Annotated in this window: 27 protein-coding genes; 3 read left to right on the top strand and 24 right to left on the bottom strand. The window is 70.6% G+C overall.

Annotation, left to right across the window (positions count from 1 at the left end; translation table 11 throughout):
- Positions 1-33: 33 nt before the first annotated feature.
- The 11 genes from coaBC to pyrR all read right to left on the bottom strand — a co-directional run bounded on the left by coaBC (position 34) and on the right by pyrR (position 11,829).
- Entirely contained in the window at positions 34-1,272 is a 1,239-nt protein-coding gene (gene coaBC, locus ABZ863_RS10485) for a bifunctional phosphopantothenoylcysteine decarboxylase/phosphopantothenate--cysteine ligase CoaBC (protein WP_358533541.1), read from the bottom strand.
- Between the two features lie 7 nt (positions 1,273-1,279).
- On the bottom strand, positions 1,280-1,546 hold the full coding sequence (rpoZ, locus tag ABZ863_RS10480; protein WP_358533538.1) for a DNA-directed RNA polymerase subunit omega: 267 nt from the start codon (positions 1,544-1,546) through the stop codon (positions 1,280-1,282).
- A gap of 8 nt (positions 1,547-1,554) precedes the next feature.
- Entirely contained in the window at positions 1,555-2,217 is a 663-nt protein-coding gene (gene gmk, locus ABZ863_RS10475) for a guanylate kinase (protein WP_358533535.1), read from the bottom strand.
- A 116-nt stretch (positions 2,218-2,333) separates the two neighbouring features.
- Positions 2,334-2,651 (bottom strand): integration host factor, actinobacterial type, encoded by a 318-nt coding sequence (mihF, locus tag ABZ863_RS10470; protein ID WP_005437476.1) that lies wholly within the window; start codon positions 2,649-2,651, stop codon positions 2,334-2,336.
- 314 nt (positions 2,652-2,965) lie between these two features.
- Positions 2,966-3,811 carry an orotidine-5'-phosphate decarboxylase gene (gene pyrF, locus ABZ863_RS10465; protein WP_358533531.1) on the bottom strand — a complete coding sequence of 282 codons (846 nt, stop codon included), beginning with the start codon at positions 3,809-3,811 and terminating at the stop codon, positions 2,966-2,968.
- Between the two features lie 141 nt (positions 3,812-3,952).
- Complete coding sequence (gene carB, locus ABZ863_RS10460; protein WP_358533528.1) at positions 3,953-7,267, bottom strand: carbamoyl-phosphate synthase large subunit; 3,315 nt, start codon at positions 7,265-7,267, stop codon at positions 3,953-3,955.
- A complete protein-coding gene (gene carA, locus ABZ863_RS10455) occupies positions 7,267-8,466 on the bottom strand; it encodes a glutamine-hydrolyzing carbamoyl-phosphate synthase small subunit (RefSeq protein WP_358533524.1) in 1,200 nt (399 codons plus the stop codon). The genes carB and carA overlap by 1 nt, the downstream gene beginning before the upstream one ends.
- Positions 8,463-8,954: a transporter gene (locus ABZ863_RS10450; protein WP_358533521.1), complete on the bottom strand. Its 492-nt coding sequence runs from the start codon at positions 8,952-8,954 to the stop codon at positions 8,463-8,465. Before ABZ863_RS10450 ends, carA begins: the two co-directional genes overlap by 4 nt.
- Complete coding sequence (locus ABZ863_RS10445; RefSeq protein ID WP_358533519.1) at positions 8,954-10,249, bottom strand: dihydroorotase; 1,296 nt, start codon at positions 10,247-10,249, stop codon at positions 8,954-8,956. The genes ABZ863_RS10450 and ABZ863_RS10445 overlap by 1 nt, the downstream gene beginning before the upstream one ends.
- Positions 10,250-10,318: 69 nt before the next feature.
- Positions 10,319-11,254, bottom strand: a complete 936-nt coding sequence (locus ABZ863_RS10440) for an aspartate carbamoyltransferase catalytic subunit (protein ID WP_358533516.1) — start codon at positions 11,252-11,254, stop codon at positions 10,319-10,321.
- Positions 11,251-11,829 (bottom strand): bifunctional pyr operon transcriptional regulator/uracil phosphoribosyltransferase PyrR, encoded by a 579-nt coding sequence (pyrR, locus tag ABZ863_RS10435; protein ID WP_358533513.1) that lies wholly within the window; start codon positions 11,827-11,829, stop codon positions 11,251-11,253. Before pyrR ends, ABZ863_RS10440 begins: the two co-directional genes overlap by 4 nt.
- 260 nt (positions 11,830-12,089) lie before the next feature.
- Between pyrR and ABZ863_RS10430 the strand changes: the two genes are divergently transcribed.
- A complete protein-coding gene (locus ABZ863_RS10430) occupies positions 12,090-12,578 on the top strand; it encodes a helix-turn-helix domain-containing protein (RefSeq protein WP_003096372.1) in 489 nt (162 codons plus the stop codon).
- Between the two features lie 62 nt (positions 12,579-12,640).
- Here the strand turns inward: ABZ863_RS10430 and nusB are convergent, their stop codons facing one another.
- Genes nusB through ABZ863_RS10415 form a run of 3 tightly spaced genes read right to left on the bottom strand, consistent with a single transcriptional unit; the run spans position 12,641 to position 14,840 of the window.
- Positions 12,641-13,093 carry a transcription antitermination factor NusB gene (gene nusB, locus ABZ863_RS10425; protein WP_358533506.1) on the bottom strand — a complete coding sequence of 151 codons (453 nt, stop codon included), beginning with the start codon at positions 13,091-13,093 and terminating at the stop codon, positions 12,641-12,643.
- Between the two features lie 34 nt (positions 13,094-13,127).
- The gene (gene efp, locus ABZ863_RS10420; RefSeq protein ID WP_358533505.1) at positions 13,128-13,685 is read right to left on the bottom strand and encodes an elongation factor P; all 558 of its coding nucleotides are present in this window, start codon (positions 13,683-13,685) and stop codon (positions 13,128-13,130) included.
- 36 nt (positions 13,686-13,721) lie between these two features.
- Positions 13,722-14,840, bottom strand: coding sequence for a Xaa-Pro peptidase family protein (locus ABZ863_RS10415; protein WP_358533503.1), 1,119 nt, complete (start codon positions 14,838-14,840; stop codon positions 13,722-13,724).
- Positions 14,841-15,257: 417 nt separating this feature from the next.
- On the opposite strand from ABZ863_RS10415, the gene ABZ863_RS10410 reads away from it, so the two are divergent.
- Positions 15,258-15,731 carry a B-4DMT family transporter gene (locus tag ABZ863_RS10410; protein ID WP_358533501.1) on the top strand — a complete coding sequence of 158 codons (474 nt, stop codon included), beginning with the start codon at positions 15,258-15,260 and terminating at the stop codon, positions 15,729-15,731.
- A 13-nt stretch (positions 15,732-15,744) separates the two neighbouring features.
- Here ABZ863_RS10410 and ABZ863_RS10405 read toward each other — a convergent pair whose 3' ends face one another.
- The 10 genes from ABZ863_RS10405 to ABZ863_RS10360 all read right to left on the bottom strand — a co-directional run bounded on the left by ABZ863_RS10405 (position 15,745) and on the right by ABZ863_RS10360 (position 23,836).
- Positions 15,745-17,262, bottom strand: coding sequence for a beta-xylosidase (locus ABZ863_RS10405; protein ID WP_358533499.1), 1,518 nt, complete (start codon positions 17,260-17,262; stop codon positions 15,745-15,747).
- Positions 17,263-17,635: 373 nt separating this feature from the next.
- Positions 17,636-17,767 carry a hypothetical protein gene (locus ABZ863_RS10400; protein ID WP_358533897.1) on the bottom strand — a complete coding sequence of 44 codons (132 nt, stop codon included), beginning with the start codon at positions 17,765-17,767 and terminating at the stop codon, positions 17,636-17,638.
- 246 nt (positions 17,768-18,013) lie between these two features.
- Positions 18,014-18,445, bottom strand: coding sequence for a type II 3-dehydroquinate dehydratase (gene aroQ, locus ABZ863_RS10395; protein ID WP_358533497.1), 432 nt, complete (start codon positions 18,443-18,445; stop codon positions 18,014-18,016).
- Positions 18,442-19,551 carry a 3-dehydroquinate synthase gene (gene aroB / locus ABZ863_RS10390; RefSeq protein WP_358533494.1) on the bottom strand — a complete coding sequence of 370 codons (1,110 nt, stop codon included), beginning with the start codon at positions 19,549-19,551 and terminating at the stop codon, positions 18,442-18,444. The genes aroQ and aroB overlap by 4 nt, the downstream gene beginning before the upstream one ends.
- A 52-nt stretch (positions 19,552-19,603) precedes the next feature.
- Complete coding sequence (locus ABZ863_RS10385; protein ID WP_358533492.1) at positions 19,604-20,167, bottom strand: shikimate kinase; 564 nt, start codon at positions 20,165-20,167, stop codon at positions 19,604-19,606.
- A 101-nt stretch (positions 20,168-20,268) separates the two neighbouring features.
- Positions 20,269-21,462 carry a chorismate synthase gene (aroC, locus tag ABZ863_RS10380; RefSeq protein WP_358533490.1) on the bottom strand — a complete coding sequence of 398 codons (1,194 nt, stop codon included), beginning with the start codon at positions 21,460-21,462 and terminating at the stop codon, positions 20,269-20,271.
- Between the two features lie 33 nt (positions 21,463-21,495).
- Complete coding sequence (locus ABZ863_RS10375) at positions 21,496-21,999, bottom strand: A24 family peptidase (protein ID WP_358533488.1); 504 nt, start codon at positions 21,997-21,999, stop codon at positions 21,496-21,498.
- Positions 22,000-22,291: 292 nt separating this feature from the next.
- The gene (locus ABZ863_RS10370) at positions 22,292-22,945 is read right to left on the bottom strand and encodes a zf-HC2 domain-containing protein (protein WP_358533486.1); all 654 of its coding nucleotides are present in this window, start codon (positions 22,943-22,945) and stop codon (positions 22,292-22,294) included.
- Positions 22,942-23,454, bottom strand: a complete 513-nt coding sequence (locus ABZ863_RS10365; protein ID WP_358533483.1) for a sigma-70 family RNA polymerase sigma factor — start codon at positions 23,452-23,454, stop codon at positions 22,942-22,944. The genes ABZ863_RS10370 and ABZ863_RS10365 overlap by 4 nt, the downstream gene beginning before the upstream one ends.
- Positions 23,447-23,836: a hypothetical protein gene (locus ABZ863_RS10360; RefSeq protein WP_358533481.1), complete on the bottom strand. Its 390-nt coding sequence runs from the start codon at positions 23,834-23,836 to the stop codon at positions 23,447-23,449. Before ABZ863_RS10360 ends, ABZ863_RS10365 begins: the two co-directional genes overlap by 8 nt.
- Positions 23,837-23,952: 116 nt before the next feature.
- On the opposite strand from ABZ863_RS10360, the gene ABZ863_RS10355 reads away from it, so the two are divergent.
- Entirely contained in the window at positions 23,953-24,390 is a 438-nt protein-coding gene (locus ABZ863_RS10355; protein WP_358533478.1) for a Rieske (2Fe-2S) protein, read from the top strand.
- The last annotated feature ends 10 nt before the right edge of the window (positions 24,391-24,400 follow it).

The following is a 24,400-nucleotide window of genomic DNA, read 5'->3' as shown; positions in this document are numbered from 1 at the left end:
TCAGCTGCCTGCGGGCGAATGCCCCAGACGAGCCTACTGGCGATCCGGTCTGCGCCGCAGTAGCGCGGCCGCCGCATCCCACACTGTGGCCGCGAGCTGCGACTTCGCGCCGAGTGGGATGCGTTCTTCCACACCGTCGGCCGACAGCAGCCAGCCGGTGTTCTCCTCAACCTCGAACGCCTTGCCCTCGCCGACGGCGTTGACCACCAGCAGGTCGCAGCCCTTGCGCTTCAGCTTGGCGCGGGCATGGTCGAGCACACTGCCCCGCTCGTCGCCGGTCTCGGCGGCGAACCCCACGATGATCTGGCTGCTCCGGCGATGCTCGACCAGTCCGGCGAGGATGTCCGGGTTGCGGGTCAGCTCGATCGTCGGGTCGGGCAGGTCGTCCGACTTCTTGATCTTGTTCTCAGCGGTGCTGACGGGACGGAAGTCGGCCACGGCGGCAGCCATGACGACGATGTCGGCCTTCGCCGCGGCCTCCTCGACCGCTGTGGCCAGCTGGAGGGCCGTGGAGACGTGCACGACGTCGGCGCCGGCCGGCTCGGGCAGCGCCTCGGTGTGCGCGGCGACGAGCGTGACCTGGGCACCGCGCTGCGCGGCGACCCTGGCCAGTGCGTAGCCCTGTTTGCCGGACGAGCGGTTGCCGAGGTGGCGGACCGGGTCGAGTGGTTCCCGCGTGCCGCCGGCCGAGACGACGACCCGGACTCCCTCCAGGTCACGCGGCAACGCGTCGGCGCGGGCCAGCAGCAGGCGGGCGATGTCGACGATCTCGCGTGGATCGGCGAGCCTGCCCTTGCCGGTGTCGGCGCCGGTGAGCCTGCCCGAGGCCGGCTCGGTCACCACGGCTCCCCGCGATCGGAGCAGGGCGACGTTGGCGCGAGTCGCTGGGTGCTCCCACATCTCCGTGTGCATGGCGGGGAAGAAGGCGACCGGGCACCGGGCGGTGAGCAGGGTGTTGGTCAGCAGGTCGTCCGCGAGGCCGTGCGCCGCCCTGGCCAGCAGGTCGGCGGTGGCGGGAACGACGAGCACGAGGTCGGCCTCCTTGCCGACACGCACGTGCTGGACGTCGGGCACGTCGGTGAACACCCCGGTGTGCACGGGATGCCCCGACAGTGCCTCGAAGGTCGCCGCGCCGACGAAGTTCAGCGCGGCCGCGGTGGGCACGACGCGGACGTCGTGCCCGGTCTCGGTGAGCCCGCGCAGGACCTCGCACGCCTTGTAGGCCGCGATGCCTCCGCCCACCCCGAGGACGACACGAGGTTGCGGGCGCACCGCGCCGCTACTCGCCTTCGGTGTGCTCGAGCAGGCCGGCGTGGATCTCGCGCAGGGCGATCGACAGCGGCTTCTCCCGCGGACCCGGCTCGACGAGCGGGCCGACGTACTCGAGCAGGCCCTCACCGAGCTGCGCGTAGTAGTCGTTGATCTGGCGGGCACGCTTGGCCGAGTAAATCACCAGCGCGTACTTGGAGCTGACCTTCTCGAGCAGGTCGTCGATAGGCGGGTTGGTAATGCCCTCGAGGTGTTCGCTCTGCGGGCCCAACGTCATCGCGGTCACTAACTGTGCTCCGAATCGTCGAAAGCGGTATCTTCGCCGGTCACCAAGCTTAGCAACTCGCGCGCGGCGGTCTGCACGTCGGCGTTCACCACCTGCGCGTCGAACTCCGCCGCGGCCGCGAGCTCACGCTGCGCTTCCGTCAGACGGGCCTGCACGGCGTCGTCGGCCTCGGTACCCCGGCCGGTGAGCCTGCCGACCAGCTCGCCCCATGAGGGCGGCAGCAGCATGACCAGCTGGGCGTCCGGCATCGCGGCCCGCACCTGCCGTGCGCCCTGTAGCTCGATCTCCAGCACCGCGGGCCGCCCCGACCGCAGCGCCGCCTCGACCGGCGCTCGGGGGGTGCCGTAGCTGTTGCCGGCGAACTCGGCGTGTTCGAGGAGCTCACCTTTGGTGACCATCGCCTCGAAGGTGTCCCGCTCGATGAAGTGGTAGTGCTCGCCGTCGACCTCGCCGGGCCGCGGCGTGCGGGTGGTCACCGAGACACTGAAGTAGATGTCGGGGCACAGCCGCCGCAGTTCGGCAACGACGCTGGACTTGCCGACCCCCGATGGTCCGGATACGACAGTGAGCCGGTGCCGCGCCGTCTCAGCCGGCACCGGCTCACCATCGGTCTGTCCTGCGACCGGCACATGATCGCGCCGCCGGGGCTCTGGCTCGGTCATCGTTCCACCGTTTCCGCCATCGGTTCGCCCCGCCGCCGCGATCATGCGGGCTGCTGCCCTCCGGTCCTGGCCGCCGCGAACGCCGGCCTCGATCGAGCCGCGGTGTAGCTGCTCACTCACTCGCCGCTGAACTCGGCGAGCAGCGCTTTGCGCTGCCGGTCGCCGAGGCCGCGCAGCCGGCGACTGGTAGCGATCTCGAGACGCTCCATCGTCTGCTGCGCACGCACCTTGCCCACGCCCGGCAGAGCCTCCAGCAAAGCGGAGACCTTCATCTTGCCGAGGACCTCGTCCTCGTCGGCCTGCTTCAGCACGTCGGCGAGGGTGGTGCCGCCGCGCTTGAGCCGTTCCTTGAGCTCCGCGCGGGCGCGACGGGCGGCGGCGGCCTTCTCCAGCGCCGCAGCACGCTGTTCCTCGGTGAGCTGGGGAAGTGCCACGTTTTCCTCCGGTATTACTCAAATTCTGGGTGGGTGTGGCGACCGTACCCACCCTCGACCTGGACTCACAATGCGGGGGTGGGCGCCGATCGCATCACCCGGGCGCCGTATAGCGGCCTGGTGGATGGTGCTCTCGTGACGCGACTGGGCGCCGCGGCACGACCAGAGACGACCCTACTCACTTCTGGCGTCGCGGTGTCAGCCCGCGACCAGTGAATCCGTTTTCCGGTGCGGCGCCGACACCCCCGCCTGCGCCACGCCGATTACCCTAGTGCAAGATCAACATGTGCTTCGACCAGGGCAGGAACTCCGCATCACGGCCGGCAGGCAACCCGCAGCAGGCTCTCCTGGGTGCGTAGCACCGCGGCACGCAGCGCCGTCGCGTCCGGCCCCTCCCGCAGCAGTCCACGCGACGATGCGGGCAGCACCGAGGGAAGACTGTCGCCGAACACCGCAGGCAGGTCGTCCGCGGTCGCGCCCTGCTCGCCGAACCCGGGCGCCAAGATTGGCCCGTTCAGCCCAGTGAGGTCGAGCTCGCCAGGCCGGTTGGTGGCGCCGACGACCACGCCGGTGGCGCCGAGCGGAACGGCTCCCGCGTTGCGCCGTGCCGCGTCGTCCACAATGGACTGGGCGACCGTCCTGCCGTTGGTGTCGGCCCGCTGCAGCCCCGCCCCGTCGGGGTTGGAGGTGCGCGCCAGTACGAACACTCCCCTGCCGCTCGCCTCTGCCGCCGCGAACGCCGGCTCGAGCGCGCCGAAGCCGAGATAGGGCGACACGGTGATCGCGTCGGCCGCCAGCGGGGCGTCCTCGCCGAGGTAGGCCTGCGCGTAGGCGGCCATGGTCGAGCCGATGTCGCCTCGCTTGACGTCCAGCAGCACCAGCGCGCCCGCCTGCCTGGCATGGGCGAGCACGCGTTCCAGTACGGCGATCCCCGCGGCGCCGTACGCCTCGAAGAACGCCGACTGGGGCTTGAGCACGGCGACGTGCGGCGCGATGGCGTCGGTGGCCGTCAGCGCGAACGTCTCCAGGCCACGTACGCCACCAGGCAGGTCCCAGGCCTCCAGCAGCGCCGGATGCGGGTCCACCCCCGCACACAGTGGCCCACGCTGTGCCACCGCGTCCGCGAGCCGTTTCCCGAACCCCTCGAACCCCTCAGCCATGCCGTGACCCTTCGGTCTTGTCCCCCAAGGCCACCTTGGTTGCGCCCACCCGTCTCCCACCACCGCCCAAACCGAGACGCTTCGCGCCGCAGTGTTTGATTCCTGCAACCAAGGTGGCCTTGGGGAGCGTTTCGCTTCCACTCACGACCGGCCGCGCAGGGACGCCTGGAGGTGCTGCAGCGAGCGGACCCCGATGTCACCCCGGATGAGCGCCTCGATGCCGTGTACGGCCGCGGCAGCGCCCTGGACAGTGGTGACGCACGGGATGCCCCGCGACACAGCGGCGGTCCGGATCTCGTAGCCGTCGATGCGGGGCCCGCTGTTGCCGTACGGCGTGTTGATGACCATGTCGACCCCGCCGTCGAGGATCACCTCGACGATGTTCGGCTCGTCGGCGGTGCTGCCCTGGTAGTGCTTGCGCACGACCGTGCACGGCACCCCGTTGCGCCGCAGTACCTCCGCCGTGCCCGAGGTCGCCAGCACCTCGAAGCCGAGGTCGGCGAGCCGCTTCACCGGGAAGACCAGCGAGCGCTTGTCCCTGTTGGCGACGGACACGAACACCTTGCCCGAGGTCGGCAACGACCCGTAGGCACCGGCCTGCGACTTCGCGAAAGCCGTGCCGAAGGAGGTGTCGACACCCATGACCTCGCCGGTGGACTTCATCTCCGGCCCGAGCAGGGAGTCCACTCCCTGACCCTCCGGCGTGCGGAAGCGGTGGAAGGGCAGCACGGCCTCCTTCACCGCCACCGGCGAGTCGACCGGCAGACGGCCACCGTCGCCCTGCTGCGGCAGCACACCGCGTGCACGCAGGTCCTTGATCGAGGAGCCCGTCATCAGCAGCGCCGCGGCCTTGGCCAGCGGCACGGCCGTCGCCTTCGACACGAACGGCACCGTGCGCGAGGCCCGCGGGTTCGCCTCCAGCACGTAGAGCACATCGTCCTTGAGTGCGTACTGCACGTTGAGAAGGCCGCGCACACCGACTCCCCGCGCGATGGCCTCGGTGCAGCGGCGCACCTCCTCCAGATCGGTGTGCCCCAGCGTGATCGGCGGCAGCGCACATGCCGAGTCGCCGGAGTGGATGCCGGCCTCCTCGATGTGCTCCATGACGCCGCCCAGGTACAGCTCCTCGCCGTCGAACAGGGCGTCCACGTCGATCTCGATCGCGTCGTCGAGGAACCGGTCCACCAGCACCGGATGCTCGGGAGTGACCTCCGTGGCGCGCTGGATGTAGCCGGCCAGCGACGCTTCGTCGTAGACGATCTCCATGCCACGGCCGCCCAGCACGTACGACGGGCGCACGAGCACCGGGTAGCCGATCTCGTCGGCGATCCGCTTGGCGCCCGCGAACGAGGTCGCCGTGCCGTACTGCGGAGCGGGCAGTCCGGCCGAGCGCAGCACGTCGCCGAAGGCGCCACGGTCCTCGGCAAGGTGAATGGCCTGCGGTGGGGTGCCCACGATCGGCACACCCGCATCCGCGAGCCGCCTCGCCAGACCCAGCGGGGTCTGCCCGCCGAGCTGCACGATCACACCGGCCACCGTGCCCGACGCCTGCTCGGCACGGACCACTTCGAGCACGTCCTCGAAGGTCAGCGGCTCGAAGTACAGGCGGTCGGAGGTGTCGTAGTCGGTCGACACCGTCTCCGGGTTGCAGTTGACCATCACGGCCTCGAACCCGGCCTCGCGCAGGGCGAGCGCCGCGTGCACACAGGAGTAGTCGAACTCGATGCCCTGCCCGATGCGGTTCGGGCCGGAGCCGAGGATCAGCACCTTCGGCTTGCCGTTCTGCGCCGCGACCTCCGACTCCGCCGCGGCGTCGGACTCGTAGGCCGAATAGTGGTACGGCGTCTTCGCGGCGAACTCCGCCGCGCACGTGTCGACGGTCTTGAACACCGGATGCACGCCGAGCCGGTGCCGCAAGGTCCGCACGCCGTCCTCACCGGCCAGTTCGGGTCGCAGGGCGGCGACCTGCCGGTCGGAAAGGCCGGTGCGCTTGGCCCGCCGCAGCAACGGCTCGTCCAGCACGGGCGCGTCCCTGACCTCGGCGCCGACCTCGCCGATCAGCGCGATCTGGTCGATGAACCACGGGTCGATGCCGCTGGCCTCGTGCACCTGCGCCGGCGTCGCACCGAGCCGCAGGGCACGTTCGACGGCGTAGAGCCTGCCCTCGTGCCCGGTACGCAGGTCCGCCAGCGTCGACTCCAGTGTGGCGCCCTCGGGATCGGGACGGGTCCAGAAGCCGACGCGCTTGGTCTCCAGCGAGCGCATGGCCTTGCCGAGCGCCTCGGCGAAGCTGCGGCCGAGCGACATCGCCTCACCGACGCTCTTCATCGTCGTCGTCAGCGTCGGATCGGCGCCGGGGAACTTCTCGAACGCGAACCGCGGCATCTTGACGACCACGTAGTCGAGCGTCGGCTCGAAGCTGGCCGGGGTCTCGCCGGTGATGTCGTTGCTGATCTCGTCGAGCGTGTAGCCGATCGCCAGCTTCGCGGCGATCTTGGCGATCGGGAACCCGGTCGCCTTCGACGCCAGCGCCGAAGAACGCGACACCCGCGGGTTCATCTCGATCACGACCATGCGCCCGTCGCGCGGGTTGATCGCGAACTGGATGTTGCAGCCGCCGGTGTCGACGCCGACCTCGCGCAGCACGTCGATACCGACGTTGCGCATGTGCTGGTACTCGCGGTCGGTCAGGGTCATCGCCGGCGCGACGGTGACCGAGTCGCCGGTGTGCACGCCCATCGGGTCCACGTTCTCGATCGAGCACACCACCACGACGTTGTCGTGCCGGTCGCGCATCAGCTCGAGCTCGTACTCCTTCCAGCCGAGCACGCTCTCCTCGATGAGCACCTCGGTGACCGGGCTCTCCTCAAGGCCGATGGAGGCGAGCCGCTCGAGCTCCTCGTCGGTGTGGGCCATCCCCGAGCCGAGGCCGCCCATCGTGAACGACGGCCGGATGACCACCGGCAGCCCGACCTCGGCGACGGTCCCGCGCACCTCGTCCATCGAGTGGCACACGGCGCTGCGTGGCACCTCGGCGCCGACGGCACGCACGATGTCTTTGAACTTCTGCCGGTCCTCACCGCGCTGGATCGCGTCGATGTCGGCGCCGATGAGCTCGACGCCGTACTTTTCCAGTACCCCGCGCTCGTGTAGCGCGACGGCGCAGTTGAGGGCGGTCTGGCCGCCCAGCGTGGCGAGCAGCGCGTCGGGCCGTTCCGCGGCGATGACCTTCTCGACGTAGTCGGGGTTGACCGGCTCGATGTAGGTGGCGTCGGCGAACTCCGGGTCCGTCATGATCGTGGCGGGGTTGGAGTTGACGAGGCTGACCCGCAGGCCCTCCTCCCGAAGCACCCGGCAGGCCTGGGTGCCGGAGTAGTCGAACTCGGCGGCCTGACCGATCACGATCGGTCCGGAACCGATGACGAGAACGTGCTCGATGTCAGTGCGTTTGGGCATTACTTCTGCTTCTCCAGTGCTTCGCGGGACACCCGCACCCGGTCGGCCCCCGCGGGCGGGGCTGCGCGATTGTGGCCCGCGCGTGCCTCCATCAAGGTCACGAACTCGTCGAACAGCGGGTTGGCGTCGTGCGGGCCCGCCGCCGCCTCCGGGTGGTACTGCACCGAGAAGGCGGGAACGTCCTCGCAGCGCAGCCCCTCGACCGTGCCGTCGTTGGCGCAGTAGTGGCTGACCTTCGTCGCACCGAACGGGGACTCGAACCGCTGCCCCGGCTCACCTTCCAGGGCGAAACCGTGGTTCTGTGCGGTGATGGCCACCCGGCCGGTCTCGATGTCGAGCACCGGGACGTTGATGCCGCGGTGGCCGAAGCGCATCTTGTACGTGCGCAGGCCCAGCGCCCTGCCGAGGATCTGGTTGCCGAAGCAGATGCCGAACAGCGGCAGCTGCTGCCCCAGCACGGCCTTGGTCAGCTCGATGGCGTGGGTCTGCGTCTCGGGGTCACCGGGACCGTTCGACAGGAACACACCGTCCGGTTCGACGGCCAGCAGGTCTTCCAACGTCGATCCGCCGGGCAGCACGTGCACCTCGATGCCGCGTTTCGCCAGCTGCCGGGGGGTGTTCGCCTTGATGCCGAGGTCGAGCGCGGCGACACGGTAGCGCCGCTCGCCCTGCGCCGGCACGACGTAGGGCTGCCGTGTGGTCACCTGACCCGCGAGGTCGGCGCCCTTCATCGACGGGCTCGCCAGCACCTGCGTGACCAGCTCGTCGTCCGGCGCGAGCGCGTCACCGGAGAACACCCCGGCCCGCATCGCGCCGTGTTCCCGGATGTGCCGGGTGAGCGTCCGCGTGTCGACCTCGGCGATACCGACGATGCCCTGCGTGGCGAGCTCCTCGTCGAGGGAGCGCCTCGACCGCCAGTTGGACGGCGTGCGCGCCGGATCGCGCACGACGTAGCCCGCGACCCAGATCCGGGACGACTCGTCGTCCTCGTCGTTCCAGCCGGTGTTGCCGATCTGCGGCGCGGTCTGCGCGACGATCTGTCCCCTGTACGAGGGGTCGGTCAGCGTCTCCTGGTAGCCGGTCATGCCGGTGCAGAACACGACCTCCCCGAGCGTGGCACCCTGCGCGCCGTAGGCCGCGCCGCGGAACACCCGGCCGTCCTCGAGCACCAGCGCCGCCGGTGTGCGCGTTCCGCTCATACCTGGGCACCTCCCTTGACCTGAGCGATCCACTGTGGATAGACACCGATGTCGTCACCCCGGAACCCGGTGTCGAGCTCGGTTTCCCCTAGCCGCCAGCTGACCACCAGCAGGCTTTCCGTGCCCATGACCTTGCCGGCCATCCCCCTTCCGGTCTTGACGTCCACAATGGATTCCCGGGGAATCCAGAATCCGGTGGCACCCACGCGGTCCACCTCGATGCCGCCGTCGTGGTAGCGCAACACCGCTGGCCCGCGCAGGCCGACCCCGCGTGTCACCACCCGCTCCTGCCAGTGTCCGGCCGTCGTCGTCGCGACGTACAGCCCCTTGGCGTCGAGCACCGGCTCACCGAGGTCGTCCGGAACCTGCGGGAACGGCGGGAAACGGACACTCTGCGCGCGCGCCTGGCGTCGCCAGCCGCGCCACATCCCGTAGACGCAGAGTGCGAAGAACACGACGACGACCAGCGAAAGAAGCAGCCTTTCCATCAGTCAATCTTCCCTTCCCGCGACGTAATCCGCCCGCGCAGGAGCGTGGCGCTCACCACGGCCGGCAGCCGCATTCCCTCGTATGGCGTGTTGGCGGAAATACTCGCCAGCTCGGCGCCGCGCACGGTCCACTCGGTGTCCGGGTCGACCAGCACGAGGTTCGCCGGCTCCCCGGCCTCCAGCGGCCGGCCCTGGTCGGGCAGCCCGGCGATCTCGGCTGGCCGCTCGCTCATGACCCTGGCCACCCCGCGCCAGTCGAGCAGGCCCGGCCGCACCATCGTCTCCACGACGATCGACAGCGCGGTCTGCAGGCCCAGCATGCCCGGGCGGGCCGCCGCCCACTCACAGTCCTTGTCCTGCACGGCGTGCGGCGCGTGGTCGGTCGCCACGCAGTCGATCACGCCGTCGGTCAGCGCCTGGCGCATCCGCTCGGCATCGGCCTCGGCGCGCAGCGGCGGGTTGACCTTGTTCACCGGGTCGTAGGTCGCGAGCCGCTCGTCGGTCAGCAGCAGGTGATGCGGTGTCACCTCGGCCGACACATCGATGCCGAGTCCCTTCGCCCAGCTCAGCACGTCCACGGTGCCGGTGGTCGACACGTGACACACGTGCAGCCGGGCACCGGCGTGCCTGGCCAGGACACAGTCGCGCGCGACGATCGACTCCTCGGCCGAGGCCGGCCAACCGGGATAACCGAACCGCGAGGCCCGCTCACCCTCGTGGGCCTGCGCCCCGACGGTCAGCCGCGGCTCCTCGGCGTGCTGGGCCACCACGGTGCCGAGCGCCGTCGAGTACTCCAGCGCCCGCCGCATGAGCAGCGGGTCTGCCACGCAGTGCCCGTCGTCGGAGAACATCCGCACCCCGGCCACCGACTTGGCCATCGTGCCCATCTCGGCGAGCCGCTCGCCACGAAGGCCGACCGTGACGGCGCCGACCGGATGGACGTCGACCAGCCCGATCTCCCTGCCCCGCCGCCACACGTGCTCCACCACCACCGCGTTGTCGGCCACCGGGTCGGTGTTGGCCATCGCGAACACGGCCGTGTAGCCGCCGAGTGCGGCCGCCGCCGAGCCGGTCTCGACGGTCTCGGTGTCCTCCCGGCCGGGCTCGCGCAGGTGGGTGTGCAGATCGACGAACCCGGGCAGCAGAACATGGCCCGCCGCCTCGATCACGTCGGCGTCCGCCGGCGCGGCGACCGTGCCGATCTCGGCGATGATCCCGTCGGCGACGAGCACATCGACCGGCTCCCCCTCGCCATAGCGGCGCGCGCCCCGGATGACGGTGGTGCCCCTGGTCAAGATTTGTCCTCCGTATTCTGCGGGACACCCGCACCCGGTCGGCGACCGTGACCACAAGGCACACAATGATCAACCACGCTCGCCTCCGTCTCCTGCCAAGAGGTGGTACAGCACGGCCATCCGCACGTGGACGCCGTTGCGGACCTGTTCGGTGATCGCCGACTGCGGCGCGTCCGCGACGGCGGAGCCGATCTCCATCCCGCGCAGCATCGGTCCCGGATGCAGCACCACGGCGTCCTCGGGCAGCAGGCGAAGCCGTGCCTCGTTGAGCCCGTAGGCGATCGAATACTCCCGAGCCGACGGGAAGAAGCCGCCGTGCATGCGCTCGGCCTGCACGCGCAGCATCATCACCGCGTCGGCGGCGGGCAGCTCGGCGTCGAGGTCGTGCGCGACGGTGACCGGCCAGGCCCGTACACCGGCGGGCAGCAGCGTCGGCGGCGCGACGAGCACCACCTCGGCGCCGAGGGTGGCGAGCAGGTGGACGTTGGAGCGGGCGACCCGGCTGTGCAGGACGTCGCCGACGATCGCGATGCGCCTGCCGGCGAGCCCGCCGAGCCGCTCCCGCAACGTCGCCGCGTCCAGCAGCGCCTGCGTCGGGTGCTCGTGCATGCCGTCACCGGCGTTCACCACCGCGGTGCCCGCGTCGGCGAGCCAGCCGGCCAGCCGGTGCGCGGCCCCGGTCGCGGGATGGCGGATGATCACACAGTCGGCTCCGGCGGCGGCCAGCGTGAGTGCGGTGTCACGCAGCGACTCACCCTTGCCGACCGAGGATCCGCTGGCCGAGACGTTGATCACGTCTGCGCTCATCCACTTCCCCGCGATCTCGAAGGAGACCCTGGTGCGGGTGGAGTTCTCGTAGAACAGGGTGACGACGGTGCGCCCGCGCAGCGTCGGCAGCTTGCGCACCTCCCTGCCGAGCAGAGTGCGCTTGAGTTCGTCGGCGGTGTCCAGCACCGCGGTCGCCGCATCGGCGGCGAGGCCGTCCGTGGTCAGCAGGTGTTTCATCGGCGCTCCCCCAGCAGCACGGCGTCGCGGCCGTCGGTCTCGGTGAGCAGCACCGAGACCTCCTCCGAACGGGAGGTGGGCACGTTCTTGCCCACGTAATCGGCCCGGATCGGCAGCTCCCGGTGACCCCGGTCGACCAGCACCGCGAGCTGCACGGCGCGGGGCCTGCCGTGGTCGCGCAACGCGTCCAGAGCAGCGCGGATGGTGCGACCGGAGAAGAGCACATCGTCGACGAGGATCACGATCGCGTCGTCGATACCGCTAACCGGCAGCTGCGTCTGCGCGAGCGGCCGGGTCGGCTTGTGCCGGAGATCATCACGGTAGAGGGTGACGTCGAGTGCTCCGCTGGGCACCTCGGTGCCGGAGAACTCGGTGATGCGCTCGCCGAGCCGGGTCGCGAGCGGGATGCCTCTGGTCGGAATGCCCAGCAGCACGGGCTGGGGCGTGTCCCCGGCACCGAGCGCAGTTTTCTCAATGACCTGATGGGCCATTCGGGCGATGGTGCGCGCGACGTCCCCGGCTGAGAGCAGTTCACGCTCGGCCGGCTCCGTCGCGCCACGTGGGCGTGGCGCCACGGTAGACCTCCTTCCCCGCCTCACGGGACGGGTCCTTAAAGGATGTCGATTCCCCCGATCCAGCGGGGAACCGCACAGACAGTAGCAGGTCGCGCGCCTCAGCCTTCCGGGTGGTGCGACGAGAGCGGATACCGCCTGGAAGGGATGCACTGCTTGACCTGGTGACGACAAGGAGTAACCATTACTCTGAGTATTCGACTTAGGAGTTCCCTGTCGGTCATCCGGGCCGTACTTGGGGTGAGGAAACGGAGAACCACCAGATGGGCGATTACGCCAAGGCGCTCGGGGCAAAGCTCCGCGGAATCCGCCAGCAACAGGGCCTGTCCCTGCACGGGGTCGAGCAGAAGTCGGGCGGCCGCTGGAAGGCAGTCGTCGTGGGCTCCTACGAGCGCGGCGATCGTGCGGTCACCGTCCAGAAGCTGGCCGAGCTCGCCGACTTCTACGGTGTCCCGGTAGTCGAGCTGCTGCCCGAGGGCCGGGTGCCGTCCGGCGCCGAACCCGCAACCAAGATCGTGATAAACCTGGAGCGGCTGCAGCAGCTGCCCGCCGAGAAGGTGGGTCCGCTGGCACGCTACGCCGCCACGATCCAGAGCCAGCGTGGCGACTACAACGGCAAGGTGCTCTCGATCCGCACCGAGGACCTGCGGTCATTGGCGATCATCTATGACATGACGCCGGGTGAGCTCACCGAACAGCTCATCGACTGGGGAGTCCTGCCGCCCGAGGCACGGCCCTCGAAGGAAGACTGACTCCGCATCCCCTGCTGCGCGAGGCACACGACGGTCGCGCAGCGGGGGCAGGTCGCGGCGGGTCAGAGCACGGCACGCAACCGGTCGGCTATGTTGCCGATCCGGCCGAGCACGCCGTTGACGAACCGCGGCGAATCGTCGGTGGACAGCTCCTTGGCGAGGCCGACCGCCTCGTCGATGGCCACCGGGTCCGGGACGTCGGCTGACCACAGCATCTCGTAGACGCCGATCCGCAGTATCGCGAGATCGACCGGCGGCATCCGGCTGAGTGTCCAGCCGTGGGCATGTTCGGCCAGCAGCTCGTCGATGTGTTCGCGCTGCGCTGCGACACCCTCCACCAGGGAGATCGTGTAGTCACTGATCGGATCCACGTCGAGGGAGCCGATCCGCTCGGTGAGCAATGTCACCGGGTCCGCCGAGCGCTGCGCCCCTTCGTAGAGGAACTCCACCGCGCGACGGCGTGAGGCGTGGCGGCTGATGGGCCTGCCGCGCCGGGAGGAGGCGTCCTGGCTCACCGCTCCTGCCACTCCACGTGATGCGACACCGTGCTCACGCGCGGCCGAGGTAGCGGCCGTCGCGGGTGTCGACCTTGACCTTCTCGCCGGTGCTGACGAAGAGCGGCACCTGGATCTCGGCGCCCGTCTCCAGCGTCGCGGGCTTGGTGCCACCGGTCGACCGGTCGCCCTGCAGCCCCGGGTCGGTGTGCTGGATGATCAGCTCGACCGACGTCGGCAGCTCGATGTACAGCGGGGTGCCCTCGTGCACCGCGACCTGCGCCTCGCTGTTCTCGAGCAGGAAGTTGGCGCCGTCGCCGACCGTCTCGGCGCTCACGTTGATCTGCTCGAAGGTCTCGCTGTCCATGAAGACGTAGTCGGAGCCGTCGTTGTACAGGTAGGTCATGTTCCGGCGGTCGACCGTCGCGGTGTCGACCTTGGTGCCCGCGTTGAACGTCTTGTCGACCACCTTGCCCGACAGCACGTGCTTGAGCGTGGTCCGCACGAACGCACCGCCCTTGCCGGGCTTGACGTGCTGGAAGTTCACGACGGACCAGAGCTGGCCGTCCAGGTTCAGGACCAGGCCGTTCTTCAGGTCGTTGGTGGTGGCCACTGCTGTGAGTTCTCCTGTAGTCCGGGTGGGCCGCGCCTAGACGACCACGAGTTCCTTGGTGCTGAGGGTGAGGAGCTCGGGAGTGCCCTCCCGCACGACGAGCGTGTCCTCGATGCGCACACCACCGCGGCCGGCGAGATAGACGCCGGGTTCGACGGTGACCGCCATACCGGCGGATAGTGTACCGGCGGCGGTCGCGGCCAGGCTGGGAGCCTCGTGGATCTGCAGACCGACACCGTGCCCGAGGCCATGGGCGAACTCCTCGCCACGCCCCGCCTCCGCGATGACGTCCCGCGCGGCCTTGTCCACCGCGGCCACGTCCGCACCCGGGTAAACGGCCGCGCGACCGGCTGCCTGGGCGTGCCGGACCAGGTCGTAGATCTCGCGCTGCCAGCCGGCGGGCTCGCCGAGCACCAGCGTGCGTGTCATGTCGGAGTGGTACCCGTCGACGGTCGCCCCGAAATCCAGCTTGACGAAGTCGCCAGCGGCCAGTGGCGTTCCGGTGGGCCGGTGGTGCGGGATGGCCGAGTTCGCGCCCGCCGCCACGATGGTGGCGAACGACGGGCCCTCCGAACCGTGGTCCAGCATCCGGCTCTCCAGCTCCCGTGCGACCTCGCGCTCGGTGCGGCCAGGGCGCAGGCCCCCGTGCTCGATCAGGCCGGCCAGCGCGCGGTCGGCCGCGGCGCAGGCCTGGCGCAACGCCTCGACCTCGGCCTCGTCCTTGATCACCCGCAGCTGCTCGACCAGGCCAGGAGCGCGGGCGAGCCGCACATGTCCCGCCGTTTCCTGGTAAGCAACGTGCTGTTCGACGCTGACGTACTGGCTCTCGAAACCAGTCTGCCCGTACCGGCCAGGGTCGGCTGCGGCGTGCGCGAGGAGCGCCGCTGCGCTCGCCCGGTCCAGGATGTGCTCGAGATCCGGCACCTCGGCAGCGGCCTGCGTGGTGTAGCGGCCGTCGGTGCAGAACACGGTCCCGGCGTCGCCGCCGGCGTGCAGCAGCAGCGCCGCGTTGGACCCGGTGAACCCGGTGAGGTAACGGATGTTCAGCAGATCGGTGACGAGCAGCGCGTCGAGTTCGGCCTCGTGGAGCAGCGCACGGAGCGCGTCGCGGCGGACGGCGCGGAACTCGCTGCCGGTGCGGGAGATCGGAGCCACCGGCCCAGCTTAGAACTCGCCGCGACCGACACTGACGCCGCGCTTGTCACGATCGGCTCCGCCAGGCTCATCCACCAGGCTCGCCGCCCGCTGATCCGAGACATGCCCGACCTTTGTAGAACTCGCGCGACCGACACTGACGCCGCGCTTGTCACGATCAGCTCCACCAGGCTCATCCACCAGGCTCGCCGCCCGCTGACCCGAAATCCCTATCTGCCCGACCTTGTAGGTCTCGCCACGACCGACACTGACGCCGTGCTCGTCACGATCAGCTCCACCAGGCTCATCCACCAGGCTCGCCGCCCGCTGATCCGAGACATGCCCGACCTTTGCAGAACTCGCCGCGACCGACACTGACGCCGCGCTTGTCACGATCGGCTCCGCCGGGCTCGTTCCACCAGGCTCTACAGTGGGCCGATGCCGCCCTGGGTTGCTCGCGGACTCGGCATGGCCGTGCTGCATGCCGCCGCCACCGTCGCGCTCGCGAAGATCGCGGTCTACCAGCCGACCGAGTCGACGTTGCGCACTGCCGTGGTGCTAGCGCTGCTGGTGGGGGCCGCTGTGCTGTGGGGTGCGGTCGACGGCTGGCGCCGGCTGCCGGACGCGAGCCGTGGCTGGTTCGTCGGCGCACTCGTCGCCGGGCCGCTGTCCGGTGTGCTCGCCGTCCTCGGGCGCGCGGCGTTCGTCGACCAGACGGGCATCAGTGAGCTCGGCGTCGCCCTGACCGGAGGGGCCGCGTTCACCGCCCTGCTCATCCTCGTCCCCGCGGGGCTCGGGTTGCTGGTCGGCGGCAGGCTCGCCCAGCCAGCACAAGCCGGGGACGGCGCGACCACCGAACCTGGGAAGCCCTCGCCTCGGCCGCGGCGGCCGAAGGTCGGCCCCACTGGCTAGACCACTCAGCCACTCAGCCACCTGCGCCCAACGTCGGCCCGGCCGGGTAGGTCTCCCATTCCTGGCGGCTCACCGGCTCGGCGGTCGAGCCGTTCAGTTCGATTGCCGCCGGAGGCACGACCGGCCACAGCGTGCCGTCGATGACGAACCCGGCCCCGAGCCCTGGCGCCTCCACGGCCTGCGCAGCCGACGGCAGCCGTGCGGTGACCGGAATCCGATCCAGTACGGCGAGCCGCTCGTCGAGCACCACGTCGGCGATCTCGGTGGCCACCGATCGGCGGTCGACCCGCACCACGGCGCCGCCGACCACCAGGTCCATCGTGCGGACTGGTGACGGCATGGCGAAGCCGTCGAGCACCGCCAGCGCGCGTCCGGCATCGGCGCACCCGTCCAGGCCGTGCACATCGAGCCCGTAGTGGCGCAGTGCCGTTGGCGCGTTGGCCCTGCCGATCACGGTCGCGTGGATGACGTCGACCGGGACCCGCCCGCAGGGGTCCCCGGCCGATATCGGAGCGTGCCCGTCGGGCTGACGGACCAAGCCGGGACCTTCCTCCCATTTGTCCGGGATGAGCACGGGCTCGTACGGCGTGGCCGTGAAGTCGCGGTTCCAGAAGGTGATCGTGGTGCCACCCGAGGTCTGGTGCGCGATGGCGAAGGCGTCCAGCGCGTCCACCCACATCAGGTCCGCGCTGAACGCGTCGACCAGCGAGCGTGTGCGGTCGGTCGCCGTGTGCGGCACTGGGACGAAGCCCTGCGCTCCCAGGGCCTCGACACCGGCGGCGAAGGTGGGGTCCTTGGCCCGCAGGAGGAACTGCCCCGCACCGTTCCAGCCGGCCGCGCGGCCGGTGGTGTCGGTGAACATCAGGTAGAACCAGCCGTCGAGGTAGACGGCCGCCGGTTGCCCGGCACCGTAGGTGTTGTCCCGGCGGGTGTCGTGGGCGGGGCGGACGATCGGCTCGTCGTCGAGCCTGGTCCAGTTCCGGCCGTCGGTGCTGGTGACCACGCCGATCGCGTTGCCGTGTTCGTGGCTGCCCGCCGCACCCGTGTAGTACAGGTAGTAGGTTCCGTCGACCCTGATGACCGACGGGTCGCAGGTGTGCACCGCATCGAAGGCGCCGGGGTTTCCGGACAGTACAGCCTCCGGGATGCCACCGCCGGGGCCGGTGAACGGCCCGTCCGGCGAGTCCGCCTGCGCGTACAGGATGTCGTCACCGGGCGGTGGGGCGCTGCTGTACTGGCTGCACCACCACATCCGGGTCCGCCCGCCATCGGTCATCACGGTGGGGCCGTAGTTGTAGACGGCGTCGGCGCCCCCGGCCGCGACGACGCCTTTGCTGGCGCGGTGCCGGTCGACGGCCAGGTTGACCGGCTCGGGTGTCTCGGTGGGTTTGGCACCGCCACCGCCGGTGCCCGGCCGCATTCCGTCCGCCTGTGGCCGCGCGCTGCTCACGGTGCACGCCGCCACGAGCAGGGAACTCGACGCGGCCAGCGCCACGGCGACGAAACGCCCACGACGGTCCCGGGTGCGCATGCTGGCGGTAGACCTCCATCCCTCCCCACGGCCAAAGTGATGTCGGCCCGGGACCCCGCCCAGTCTACGGTTCCATCACCCGAACGGGTGCATGGTGGGTGGTGTGGGCAACGAGCCCGACCTCGAAGCCGTCCTCGTTCTCCAGGTAGGCCGCGTAGTGGCTCGTCCCCTGCATGCGGGTACGCCGCGGCAAAGAGCGGTCGCCAACGAGCAGCCACCCGAAGCCGGCCTCGGCACGCACGAGGCCGGGTACCCACAGCTCGATGTGGGTACCCGGGATGGCGGCAGAGCCACATACACCCGATGCTCGGCGCCGTAGTGCGTTCCGCCATCGACATCGAGGAAACCCAGCAGTTCCACCAGTTTTGACTATCTACATTGGACTCATGAACGAGCGACCAGACCGCGGCCACGCCAGCGCGCCCAAGGCGTGGTCGAGCAGCCGCGCCACGGCCTCCGTGGCCAGCCCGCGCCCGCTGCGGGCGCGATCGAGCGTGTAGCCGATCTCCGCGACGCCACCGGGCAGTTCAGCAGCTGCGCCGTGCCGATGACCCGGCCTTGTGCCTCGACCACTCAGTTACCTGTGCCGGGTGGCCCGTCATAGGAGAGCCTGCGCTCGATCATGGCGCGGCATCCCCTGTGAGGTAGCGGCTCGGCTCCGGATAGGTGTGGAGCTGGACGAGCGCGTTGGTGTCGGCGCGGTCCAGTCCGCGCAGCAGAACCGGGTCGCCGCGCAGGACCGGGAACGCGTTCAGCGCGCGTTGTCGGCCAGCCAGCGCAACGCGAGCCGGTACCCGTCCACACCGAGCCCGACGATCACACCGGTCGCGATGTCGGAGAGCACGCTGTGATGGCGGAACTGTTCCCGCTTGTGGACGTTGGAGATGTGCAGCTCGATGAGCGGTGCTGTGAGCTGGGCGGCGGCATCGCGCACAGCGATCGAGTAGTGCGTCCAGGCACCGGCGTTGAGCACCACGGGCGCACCCGCGTCGGCGGCCTCGTGCAACCAGCCGACCAGCTCGCCCTCGTGGTCGGTCTGGCGTACCTCGACGTCCAGACCGAGTTCCGTGCCCGTGTCGACGCACAGGCCGGCCAGGTCCTCGTGCGTGGTGGAGCCGTAGACGGCGGGCTCACGCTTGCCGAGCCGGCCCAGGTTCGGTCCGTTGAGAACGAGGACCTTCACAGGAGCACTCCCCCGCCCTGTCCTTCGGCTGCCGCGACGGCGGAGTACGCACCGGCGAGCAGCGCCGGGTCGGGGCCTTCGAGCCTGCCCGGCTTGGCGAGCCCGTCGAGCACCACGAACCGCAAGGTGCCGGCCCGGCTCTTCTTGTCCGCCCGCATGCCGTCGATGAGCTGCGGCAGCGCATCGGCCTCGTAGGTCGTCGGCAAACCCAGCGAGCGCAGTACCGCGGCGTGCCGGTCAGCGGTCGCATCGTCGAGTCTGCCGGCCAACCGCGCCAGCTCGGCAGCGAAGACCAGTCCCACACTCACGGCGGCGCCGTGGCGCCAGCGGTAGCGCTCGCGACGCTCGATGGCATGACCGAGCGTGTGCCCGTAGTTGAGGATCTCCCGCAGGTCCGACTCACGCAGGTCGGCGGCGACGACCTCGGCCTTGACCTGGATCGACCGCTGCACCAATTCGCCGAGCACCTCGCCCCGCGGGTCGAGTGCCGCCGCGGGATCCTGCTCGATCAACTCCAGAATCCGCGGGTCGGCGATGAACCCGGCCTTGACGACCTCCGCCATCCCCGCGACGAGCTCGTTGTGGGGCAGCGTCTCCAGCGTCGCCAGGTCGACCAGCACGGCCGCAGGCTCGTGGAACACCCCGACGAGGTTCTTGCCCGCCTCGGTGTTGATGCCGGTCTTGCCGCCGACGGCGGCATCCACCATGCCGAGCAGCGTGGTCGGCACGTTCACCAGTCGCACACCGCGCATCCAGGTGCCCGCGACGAATCCGGCCAGGTCGGTCACCGCACCGCCGCCGAGGGCGACCACGACGCCGCGGCGGTCGAGCCCGATCTGGCCGAGCACGTCCCAGCAGAAGTCGGCGACCCGCAGTGCTTTGCCGTCCTCGGCATCGGGAATCTCGACGCGATGCGCGTCCAGCCCCGCCTCGACGAGCTCGGCGCGGACGGCCTCCGCGGTCGTGGTCAGCGTCGGCGGGTGGATCAGCGCGACCTTGGACGCGTCGCGGACCACCGCGGTGAGCTCGGCGAGCAGGCCGCGGCCCACCACGACCTGGTATGGCTGCGCCGTCGTGACCTCAATGCGGACGGGTTCGGTGGTCATCGTGCTCCTCACTGCGGCAGGCGACCGCGCGGCGCGCCCGCATGCCCACTGCCTACTCCACAAAGGACCGTTCGGACGCCTGGCGTGGAGATTGTTCCACAGCCTCACCGGACAGCCGCTCGACGATCAACGCGACGACCTCGTCTGGTGTGCGGCCGGTGGTGTCCACCTCAACGGTGGCCACATCGCGGTAGACGGGCAGCCGCTGTTCGAGCAACGCCTTGTACGTCGCGCGTGGGTTCACGCCGACCAGCAGCGGGCGCGCGCTGGAAAGGCCGGTGCGCTGGACCCCATCGGCCATGCCGACATTGAGGAACACCACCGTATGCTCGCGCAACCGCTCGCGCGTGGTCTCCAACAGCGGCGCGCCACCACCCAACGCGTAGACGCCGGTGTACCGGCCGAGGCCAGCGGCGACGATCTTCTCCTCGATAGCCCGGAACACGGACTCACCGTCGTCGGCGAAGATGTCGGAGATCCGCCTGCCGGTCTCGGCCTCCAGGTCGACATCGGCGTCGGCGTAGTCCACCCCGAGCCGCCGCGCGAGCAGCAGCCCCACCGTGCTCTTGCCCGAGCCGGGCGGACCGACCAGTACAACCGGGCGACGAACAGTCATGCAGGTCACGGTAGCCTCCGCGCACCGGCACCGTTCGAGCGCCTCACTGCTCGCGGACCCGCGGCGCCCGGCTCGGACGCGCCGTCAGACGGTGACACGGGTCAGCGCTGCCACCACGACTCCAGGCCGGCGAGGTAGGCGTCGGCATTGCGCCTGGCCTCGGCCAGTGAGTCGCCACCGAACTTCTCCAGCGCCGCATCGGCCAGCACGAGCGCGACGACCGATTCGAGCACCACACCGGCCCGCGGCACCGCGCACACATCGGACCGCTGATGGATCGCCACCGCGGGCTCACCGGTCTCGACGTCCACTGTGGACAACGCGCGGGGCACCGTCGAGATCGGCTTCATCGCCACCCGGACCCGCAGTGGTTCACCGTTGGTGATGCCGCCCTCCAGGCCCCCGGCGCGGTTGGACCGCCGGGTCACGCCCTTCGGCCCCGCACCGCGGTCGATCTCGTCGTGCGCCTGGCTCCCCCAGCGGCGGGCGGTGGTGAAACCATCGCCCACTTCGACGCCCTTCATGGCCTGCACGCCCATCAGCACGCCGGCCAGCCGCGCGTCCAGCCGCCGGTCCCAATGCACATGAGAACCGAGCCCCGGTGGCAGCCCGTATGCGAGCACCTCGATGACGCCGCCGACGGTGTCGCCTGCCTTGCGCACCGCATCGACCTCGGCGACCATCGCCTCGGTCGCCGCCGTGCCGAACGCGCGCACGGGACTGGCATCGATCGCGGCCAGGTCACCGGATTCCGGCAACGGTCCCTCCGGCGCCTGCGCGCCGCCGATGGACACCACATGGCTGAGGACCTCGACGCCGAGCAGCTGCCTGAGGAACGCCCGCGCCACGGTACCCAGCGCTGTCCGGGATGCCGTCTCCCGCGCGCTGGCCCTCTCCAGGACCGGACGGGCCTCGGCGAAGCCGTACTTCTGCATGCCGGGCAGGTCCGCGTGGCCAGGGCGCGGCCGGGTCAGCGGTTCATTCCGCGCCAGCCCCGCCAGCTCCTCGGGGTCGACCGGGTCGGCCGCCATCACCTTGTCCCACTTGGGCCACTCGGCGTTCTCGATCTGTACCGCGATCGGCCCGCCCTGCGTGCGGCCGTGCCGGACACCGCCGACGAACTCGACACGGTCGGTCTCGAAACCCATCCGGGGGCTCCGGCCGAAGCCGAGCCGCCGGCGAGCGAGCTGCTCGCTCAGGTCAGCGGTCGAGATCTCGACCCCGGCGACCATCCCTTCGAGGATGGCGGCGAGAGCGGGGCCATGTGACTCACCTGCGGTGATCCAGCGCAACACACATCGATCCTGTCATGCGGCGCCGCCTCGGCTTCAGCTACCCATACCCACCTCCGATCCGGTTTCCAGTCCCCCGCCAGGGAACAGCGCGACCAGGCAGGTGGCGGCCAGCAGGCCCGGCCCGTGCGGTACCCCCTCCCGCCATCGGCGCATGTGGAACAGCGCCGCGACGGCTGCCAGGACCAGCGTGGTCACCGCCGCCGTGCCGGCGGCGACCACGAGGGCCTGCCAACCCGTCGCGCCGAGCACGCCACCGAGGCTGCCCGACAGCTTGACGTCACCCGCACCCAGTGCGGCCGGCGCGACGGCGTGTACCAGGGCGTGGGCCGCACCGAACAGCACAGCGCCGACCATCGCCCGCGCGGCGAGCGCACCACCGGGCCCGGTGACCGCCGCGATGCCGAGCGCTGCGCCCGCGAGGGGATAGGCGGGCAGCGTGAGCACATCGGGCAGCCGCCGGTGGCGAAGGTCGGCGAGCGTGAGCGGAACCGCGAGGGCGGTGACCACGAGCGGCACGGGCAGCCACCACTCGGGCATGCCACTCACCGACCATCGCCACATCACCACAGCCCACAACGTCGCCGTTCCCGCCGCACACCACTGAGCCGGCACGGCAGCCGGGCGCCGCGCTCTGCTCAGCACCCGGCTCGCGGCCCAACCTGTGAGAAGGCCGGCAACGGCAACGATCGCTCCCCAGTACACGCTGTCCAGCGTCGCGGTCGCCGTTGCGAGAACACAAGAAACAAGCGGAGCGAAAACTCCGTTCGCGCGGGGAACCCACCAGATCTCACCCGGTTGGACCAGCGCCCGGCCGGCCTCGCCACCCGGGCTAGCTGGAGACAGGCAGTCGTAGCAGGGCTCGGCCGTCGGGCAAGCGGATCTCCAGCGCCGCGATCTCGTCCGGGTGCAGCGGGGTGCCGACGGACATCTCGGCGGTGTCCTCCGGCACCGCATACCAGCTGGCGAGCTCCCGCACCGTGCCGTCGCGCCGCACCGCGACCAGCACGTAGTCGCCGCCGCGAGCCCCGCGATAGCTACACGACATGGCCACCTTCGTACCCCAGGCGGCTGGCTCGAGACTCACGCTGGCGCGCACCGGGTAGGGCCCGAGCGCCGTCATCTCGGTGCCCTGAGGTTCGTTCCCCGGCAACACGAGAGCGAGCACCAGCGTCACCGCCGCCGCGACGGCGGTGACGGCCGCGGCCACGGTCGTGACCAGCCGGCGACGGTGCCGCCGCGCCCCCGCGAGCAACGCGGGCAGCACGCCGGCAGGCGGCGGCTCCGGCCGCAGCTGGCTGCGGACGTCGACCTGGGCCAGCAGACCGGGCATCCCGGCGAGCTCGCGCACCGCATGCGCGCAGGCCGCGCAGCTGCTGAGGTGGTCTTCGAACGCGGCACGGTCCTGCGGGGACAGCGCTCCCAGAACGTAGGCGGCGTCGAGGTGCGCGAACGGATCCCCGCTCGTCGCGAAGGTCTCGTTCACCGGGTCACCCCCTTTTCCTCGAGCGCGAGGCGCAGCGCACGCAGCGCGTAGTGCGTACGCGACTTGACGGTGCCCTCGGCGATCCCGAGCCGCACGGCCGCATCCGCGACCGACATGCCCTCGAAGTAGCAGAGCAGCAGCACCTCCCGGTGCCGGTCGGAGAGCTCACCGAGCGCGTCGGCCACGATCCAGCCCTGCACGGCGCGCTCCGTGTCGTCGGGCACTGCCAGTTCGGGTGGTGCGTCGGTGGCGATCTCCGAACGCGTGGCCGCCGAGCGCCACTCGTCGATGGCGATGCGGCGGGCCACGGTGAACAGCCACGCCCTCGCGGAGCGCTGCGACTGGTCGAGCACCTTGGGGTGCCGCCACGCACGCAGCAGGGTCTCCTGCACGACGTCCTCGGCGCGCACCCGGTTACCACTGGTCAGCTGTAGTGCGTAAACCCACAGCGCGGGCGCGTGCTCATCGTGTAGCGCCCGCATGAGCCCCTCCTCGCTGTGGTCACTCACACGTGTTCGCTCTCCCGCGCGGGCGCCCTAGGTAGGACACCAGCAGCGCCAGGCCGAACACCACGCAGCCGGCCTCCGTGATCACACCCCAGACCTCCGCCTGTGTGGTGAACTGCTCCCGCACATCGAAGAAGCCCACGGTCAGCGAGAGCACGTACGCCAGCAGGGTCGCCGCCCCGAATCCGATGGCCACCAGCGGGGCGAGCCAGTGCCGCCAGGCGAGCACCGCAACGGCGATGACAACGCCGGCGATGACGTTGACCAGGAACAGCGGACCGACCACAGCGGTGTATCTGGCCCAGTCGAGCCAGACGACCCAGTGCACCCCGGCCGAGCCGAGCAGTCCCAGCGCGACCAGCACCCGCAGAATCCAGCCCACCATCGCTCCTCCAGCCGCCCTGGAATGGTCCCTACCCCTGCACACACGGCGCAGCACCCGTTCCGGTTCGATGTTCACCGCGATTGAACCCGCAAGGCGGCGGGCTCGTGTGTTGCCGTATGACAGCCCGATCTCACACCCGGCGCACCCTCCTGACCACCGGCGCCGCGGCGGCCGGAGCAGCCGTCGGCGCCCTCGCGCTGAGCGCATGCAGCGGCGACGACGCCTCCTCCGGCAACGGCCAGGGTTCCACCGTTACGGCCGGTGAACGGCTCGCCGCGGTCGATCAGGTGCCGGTCGGCGGCTCGACGGCCGTGACCACACCCGATGGCAAGGACGCGATCGTGTCGCGCCGGGCCGAGAACGAGGTCTCGTGCTTCAGCGCGGCGTGCACCCATCAGGGCTGCAAGGTCAACCCCGAGGGCGCCGACCTGGTGTGCCCGTGTCACCGCTCGGTGTTCGACGCGTTCACCGGGCAGGTGAAGACGGGCCCGGCCAGCACCCCGCTGCCCGCCATCGCGGTCGCGATCGAGAACGGTCAGATCGTCACCACGTAGCCGGGAGCGT

Origin of the sequence: Saccharomonospora sp. NPDC046836 (assembly GCF_040645195.1) — a bacterium.
Classification (GTDB): domain Bacteria; phylum Actinomycetota; class Actinomycetes; order Mycobacteriales; family Pseudonocardiaceae; genus Prauserella_A.
This window is presented reverse-complemented; position numbering and strand designations above follow the sequence as displayed.

Excerpts from the sequence above, each read along its gene's own strand:
- carA (WP_358533524.1), bottom strand. The coding sequence starts at position 8,466 with ATGAGCGGAACGCGCACACCGGCGGCGCTGGTGCTCGAGGACGGCCGG.
- ABZ863_RS10450 (WP_358533521.1), bottom strand. The coding sequence starts at position 8,954 with ATGGAAAGGCTGCTTCTTTCGCTGGTCGTCGTCGTGTTCTTCGCACTC.
- ABZ863_RS10430 (WP_003096372.1), top strand. The coding sequence starts at position 12,090 with ATGGGCGATTACGCCAAGGCGCTCGGGGCAAAGCTCCGCGGAATCCGC.
- ABZ863_RS10440 (WP_358533516.1), bottom strand. The coding sequence starts at position 11,254 with ATGAAACACCTGCTGACCACGGACGGCCTCGCCGCCGATGCGGCGACC.
- pyrF (WP_358533531.1), bottom strand. The coding sequence starts at position 3,811 with ATGGCTGAGGGGTTCGAGGGGTTCGGGAAACGGCTCGCGGACGCGGTG.
- ABZ863_RS10410 (WP_358533501.1), top strand. The coding sequence starts at position 15,258 with ATGCCGCCCTGGGTTGCTCGCGGACTCGGCATGGCCGTGCTGCATGCC.
- ABZ863_RS10385 (WP_358533492.1), bottom strand. The coding sequence starts at position 20,167 with ATGACTGTTCGTCGCCCGGTTGTACTGGTCGGTCCGCCCGGCTCGGGC.
- ABZ863_RS10355 (WP_358533478.1), top strand. The coding sequence starts at position 23,953 with ATGACAGCCCGATCTCACACCCGGCGCACCCTCCTGACCACCGGCGCC.
- ABZ863_RS10405 (WP_358533499.1), bottom strand. The coding sequence starts at position 17,262 with ATGCGCACCCGGGACCGTCGTGGGCGTTTCGTCGCCGTGGCGCTGGCC.
- ABZ863_RS10360 (WP_358533481.1), bottom strand. The coding sequence starts at position 23,836 with ATGGTGGGCTGGATTCTGCGGGTGCTGGTCGCGCTGGGACTGCTCGGC.
- gmk (WP_358533535.1), bottom strand. The coding sequence starts at position 2,217 with ATGACCGAGCCAGAGCCCCGGCGGCGCGATCATGTGCCGGTCGCAGGA.
- aroB (WP_358533494.1), bottom strand. The coding sequence starts at position 19,551 with ATGACCACCGAACCCGTCCGCATTGAGGTCACGACGGCGCAGCCATAC.
- ABZ863_RS10375 (WP_358533488.1), bottom strand. The coding sequence starts at position 21,999 with ATGCCCGAGTGGTGGCTGCCCGTGCCGCTCGTGGTCACCGCCCTCGCG.
- carB (WP_358533528.1), bottom strand. The coding sequence starts at position 7,267 with ATGCCCAAACGCACTGACATCGAGCACGTTCTCGTCATCGGTTCCGGA.
- rpoZ (WP_358533538.1), bottom strand. The coding sequence starts at position 1,546 with ATGACGTTGGGCCCGCAGAGCGAACACCTCGAGGGCATTACCAACCCG.